The organism is Actinomyces sp. MRS3W, from assembly GCF_032465695.1.
Lineage (GTDB): Bacteria > Actinomycetota > Actinomycetes > Actinomycetales > Actinomycetaceae > Actinomyces.
The window spans coordinates 1-4,461 of the sequence record NZ_JAWDJJ010000018.1 but is presented as its reverse complement, the minus strand read 5'-3'; the positions used below and the strand labels follow the sequence as shown (position 1 = coordinate 4,461).

Below are 4,461 nucleotides of genomic sequence, written 5' to 3'. Positions count from 1 at the left end.
GTGGTGGAGGTGGTGTGCCGCGACGACGGCGTCGGCGTGGATCCGACGGTGACCCGCCGCTCGGGCACGGCCAATATGGCCGAACGGGCCCGGCGTCATGGCGGCAGCTTCGTCATCGGCCCGCGCGCCCGCTCCGACGGCGAACGACGGGGCACCTGCTTCACCTGGCGGGTGCCGCTGGGCCCCCTGACGAGCGTGCCGCCGCGGGTGGCCAGGTAGCCCGCTGGCGCGCGAGGCGCGACCGGAATTCGCCGCCGCGACGGTTCGGCACCCTAGATGGTTGATTCCAAGGGCGTAGGGCGGTGTGCGTGGGTGCGGCGCAGGCCAGAGTGAGCCGACCCGTAGCGTGGTGTTGCCGAAACCGGCACTTATAACGCACCGAAACCGGCACTTGTAACATGCCGAGACCGGCACTAATGACGTACCGAAACCGGCACTTGTGACGTGCCGTGACCGGTCGGTGTGGTTGGTGGCCAGTGCGTGTCGGTGTCGGAGCGCTGGGTTCGGGTCGTCCTGGCGCGGCCCTCGCCCCAACCGGACGCGCCCGGCCGGGCACCAGCGGCCGGGATGTCGACAGCTGGGCTGTCCGTCTTGGGGTTGAGTACCGCGCGCTGACGCAGGACTCCTGGCCTGCCCTGGTCGTGTTCGAGCCCCACCGGTGAGAGCACACCCGGGGCAGCGCGCCCGACGCAAGCCCCAGGGGGCCAGGGACGGTCGCCGCACCGCATCAAGAACGCCGACGCTTGGCACCCTCATGCACAGCCGATGCCCCTGGGGCGCCGCGGACGCGTCGAGCCACGACCGCCCCGGCCTCGTCACATCGACCGGATTGGGCACGTTACAAGTGCCGGTCTCGGCACGTCATTAGTGCCGGTTTCGGTGCGTTATAAGTGCCGGTTTCGGTGAAAAGAGGGGCGCGAACACCGCGACGGGCGGCCAGGTAGTCCGCTGCCGCGACGGCTCGGTGGAATCGTCGGCTCGGCTCAGTTGCGGCGCCAGCCGGAGGCGCGCTGGCCGGCCACCCAGGCGGCGACCTGGGTGCGCCGCTGTAACCCCATCTTGGCCAGCAGCGAGGTGATGTGGTTCTTCACGGTCTTCTCCGCCACTCCGAGCCGTTCGCCGATCTCCCGGTTGGACAGCCCGTCACCGATGAGCTCGAGGACCTTGCGCTCGGCGTTGGTCAGATCGGCGGTGGGGTCATCGTGGTCGGCGCGGCGGCGCGTAACCGTGCGCTCATCGAGCAGCACGCGCCCGGAGGCAACCGCGCGGACGACGTCGCTGATCTCGGCGCCGTGCACCGTCTTGAGCAGGTAGGCACGGGCGCCGGCTTCAAGGGACTCGGCGAGGGCCTCGTCGTCGTCGAAGGAGGTCAGCACGATCGGCAGGGCCTCGGGGACGGCCTCGCGCAGCGCGTGCATGAGTTCGATGCCGGTGCCGTCGGGCAGCTGCAGGTCGACGAGCACGACGTCGGGCCGCATGAGTTCAGCACGACGGATGGCCTCCGCCTTGGAGCCGGCCTCGGCGACGACGTCGAGCCCGCTGGCGCGGTCGATAATCTCTGCGATACCACGGCGTACGATCTCGTGATCGTCCACGATCATGACGCGGACGGCCTCGGGCGCGGAAGCACTCTGCATAGACCGGACATTACCAGCAGCGGGGACCTACGTCACATACCGCCGGTAAGCCACCACGGTCCACGTGACAGCCGTTGTCACAACGTGACTCCGCCGGAGTGCGCGCGGGTGCCCCGGGGCCGGCGGTTGCCGACGCTCACCCGCCCCGGCAACCGATCGCGCCGACCCTCTGGACCGGTCGGCCGGATGGCTACGCCCGCCGGTTGCGCGGACGAGTGTGGCAGCGGGGGCAGAACACGTGGCTGCGGCCGCCAATCGTCTCGGTACGCAGCGCAGTGCCGCAGCGCCGGCACGGCTGCCCCGCTCGGCCGTAGACGGCCAGGGAACGGGCGAAGAAGCCGGCGGCGCCGTCGGCATCCACGTACAGGGCGTCGAAACTGGTGCCCCCGGCGGCCAGAGCCCGTTCCATCACCTCGCCGGTGGCGTCCAGGAGCCGGGCCGCCACCCGCGGGCCGATCTGGTTTCCGCGGCGGCGCCCGTGCAGGCGGGCGGCCCACAGTCCCTCGTCGGCGTAGATATTGCCGACGCCGGAGACGAGGGTCTGGTCCATGAGTAGGGTCTTGATCGCCCGGCTGGAGCGCCGCAGCTTGGCGACGACGGCAACCCGGTCCAGATGCGGGTCGAGCAGGTCGCGGGCGATGTGAGTGACGGTAGCGGGGATGAGCGGTGCGGGGCTGCCCACGCCTCCGGGGGCGCCGTCCGCGGTGGGTACGAGTGCGCTGAGGTGCAGGCCCCCGAACATGCGCTGGTCAACCAGGTCGAGGGCGGCGCCGTCGGGCGCGTCGCCGGGTGCGGGGCGCAGGTGCAGGCGCACCCGCAGGTGCCGCGGCCGGGCGGAGGAGTCCGCGGGCGGCTGCGGGGCACGTGTGGCGGTCAGATCCGGGTGCGCGGCCTCAGGGTCGCCCAGGTACTCCCGGGCGTGCGCGGCACGGGCAGCCGCGTCGGCGGTGCGGGCCGCGGTGCCGTGCACGAGCAGTTGTCCGCTCATGCCCAGGTGCGCGACCAAGGCGTTGCCGTCGTCCAGTGGCAGCCACAGGAACTTGCCGCGGCGCACGGCGGCGGTGAAGGTGCGGCCGGCGAGTTGTTGCATGAAGGCCTCGGCCCCGCCCTCGTGCTGGCGCAGCACCCTGGCATCGAGGACCTCGATGCGGTCCACGACCCGGCCGGTCAGGTGGCGGGCCAGACCGGCGCGGACGGTTTCGACCTCGGGGAGCTCCGGCATGGTGCTCAGCCGCGCGGGTCGACGGCGCCGGGCGCCGGGGCAGAGGCGGCGGTGCGCGCCGCGCCCGCAGCCGGGCTCGGGGCGCCACCAGTGCTTGCGGCGAGGTCGGCGCGCAGGGCGTCGTTGACCCCGGGCAACACCAGTCCGCCGTCGCCGCGGGCGGCCAGGATGGTGGCGTAGGCGGCCTCGGCCGCGGCATGCTCGGCGATCTTCTTGGAGCTGCCGGACCCCTCGCCGCGCACCTCGCCGTCGACGATCGCCTGGGCGGTGAACACGCGTTGGTGGTCCGGGCCGGTGCTGGTCACCTCGTAGGTGGGATTGCCCAGGGAGTGCACGGCGGTGAGCTCCTGCAGGCTGGTCTTCCAGTCCAGGCCGGCGCCGCGCATGCCGGCATCGTCGAGGAAGCGGGCGACCAGCCGCTCGACGACGGCGCGCACCGGTTCCAGCCCGGTGGTGAGGTAGGTGGCGCCGATGAGTGCCTCCACAGTGTCGGACAGGATGGAGTCCTTGTCGCGGCCGCCGGACAGGGCCTCCCCTTTGCCGAGTTTGATGAACTCGCCGAGCCCCAGGTCGCGAGCGACGGCCGCCAGGGCCGGCTCGGAAACGGTGGCGGCCCGCATCTTGGCCAGCTGCCCCTCGGGCAGGTCCGGGTGGGCGCGGTACAGATTCTCGGTGACGATGATGCCGAGCACCGAGTCGCCGAGGAACTCCAGGCGCTCGTTGGTGGGCAGACCGTCGTGTTCGTGCGCCCAGGAACGATGGGTGAGGGCCAGGTCGAGCAGGTCGGTGTCGATGCGCTCACCCCAGCGGTACACGAGCACGTCGACGTCGTCACGCGCCGGTGGGACTGCGCGCTTGGCCTTGCGGCGGCCCGCCATCAGGGGCGCTCCTCGGCGTCGTTCGCGGAGCCGGATTCCGCCGCCCCAGCCGCCGAGTCTGCGGCGTCCTCCCCGTCCGCCGCTGAGTCGGCAAGCAGGTCGGCGAGCGCTGACCAGCGCGGGTCGAGCTGCTCGTGGTGGTGGTCGGGGGGCAGGTCGTCGAGCCGCTCCCCGCATTCGGAGCACAGCCCGGCGCAGTCCTCCCGGCACAGCGGCTGGAAGGGCAGGGTCAGCACCAGGGCGTCGCGCAGGGCGCGTTCCAGGTCGAGCGAGGTGCCGTCAACGGTGAACAGCGCGTCGGCCTCCTCATCTCCCTCATCGGCCTGGGCCGCGGCAGCCTCCGGGGTGAAGTAGAGCTCGTCGAAGGAGACGGTGACGTCGTCGTCGATGTCGCGCAGGCAGCGCACGCACTGGCCGTGGATGTGGACGTCGGCCCGTCCGCGGGCGAGGACGCCGTTGTCGAGGCTGGTCAGTTCGGCATCGACGACCATCGGGCTGCCCTCCGGGGCCCCGATCATCTCGGTGCCGAGGTCGGCCGGGGCGGGGGCTTCCACGTGAACCTGTTTGATCGCCCCGGTCTGCTGCGGGAGGTCGATGATGTCGACGACGAGTCCGGCCGTGGTGGCCATGGTGTTCCTCCTGGTGGGTGTGGGTGCGCCTGCCGCCGGTGGGCGGCGCGCCGCGAACGCGAATGTACCCGTAGGTGGGCGGGCCGGTACACGTG

The 4,461-nt window shown here is 72.0% G+C and carries 5 protein-coding genes; 1 reads left to right on the top strand and 4 read right to left on the bottom strand.

Going from position 1 to position 4,461, the window contains the following annotated elements; all coding sequences use genetic code 11:
* A partial coding sequence (locus tag RWX45_RS00430; protein WP_316021824.1) for a hypothetical protein occupies nt 1-219 on the top strand: 219 nt, incomplete at its 5' end.
* Between the two features lie 764 nt (nt 220-983).
* On the opposite strand, the gene RWX45_RS00425 is transcribed toward RWX45_RS00430, so the two are convergent.
* From RWX45_RS00425 to RWX45_RS00410, 4 genes are all read right to left on the bottom strand, one after another.
* The gene (locus tag RWX45_RS00425; RefSeq protein WP_316021823.1) at nt 984-1,637 is read right to left on the bottom strand and encodes a response regulator transcription factor; all 654 of its coding nucleotides are present in this window, start codon (nt 1,635-1,637) and stop codon (nt 984-986) included.
* A 190-nt stretch (nt 1,638-1,827) separates the two neighbouring features.
* Nucleotides 1,828-2,859 carry a bifunctional DNA-formamidopyrimidine glycosylase/DNA-(apurinic or apyrimidinic site) lyase gene (gene mutM, locus RWX45_RS00420; RefSeq protein ID WP_316021822.1) on the bottom strand — a complete coding sequence of 344 codons (1,032 nt, stop codon included), beginning with the start codon at nt 2,857-2,859 and terminating at the stop codon, nt 1,828-1,830.
* Nucleotides 2,860-2,864: 5 nt separating this feature from the next.
* The gene (rnc, locus tag RWX45_RS00415) at nt 2,865-3,737 is read right to left on the bottom strand and encodes a ribonuclease III (protein ID WP_316021821.1); all 873 of its coding nucleotides are present in this window, start codon (nt 3,735-3,737) and stop codon (nt 2,865-2,867) included.
* Nucleotides 3,737-4,366: a DUF177 domain-containing protein gene (locus RWX45_RS00410; protein WP_316021820.1), complete on the bottom strand. Its 630-nt coding sequence runs from the start codon at nt 4,364-4,366 to the stop codon at nt 3,737-3,739. The genes rnc and RWX45_RS00410 overlap by 1 nt, the downstream gene beginning before the upstream one ends.
* Between the last annotated feature and the right edge of the window lie 95 nt (nt 4,367-4,461).

Coding starts and splice junctions, on each gene's coding strand:
- rnc (WP_316021821.1), bottom strand. CDS start 3,737: ATGGCGGGCCGCCGCAAGGCCAAGCGCGCAGTCCCACCGGCGCGTGAC.
- mutM (WP_316021822.1), bottom strand. CDS start 2,859: ATGCCGGAGCTCCCCGAGGTCGAAACCGTCCGCGCCGGTCTGGCCCGC.
- RWX45_RS00410 (WP_316021820.1), bottom strand. CDS start 4,366: ATGGCCACCACGGCCGGACTCGTCGTCGACATCATCGACCTCCCGCAG.
- RWX45_RS00425 (WP_316021823.1), bottom strand. CDS start 1,637: ATGCAGAGTGCTTCCGCGCCCGAGGCCGTCCGCGTCATGATCGTGGAC.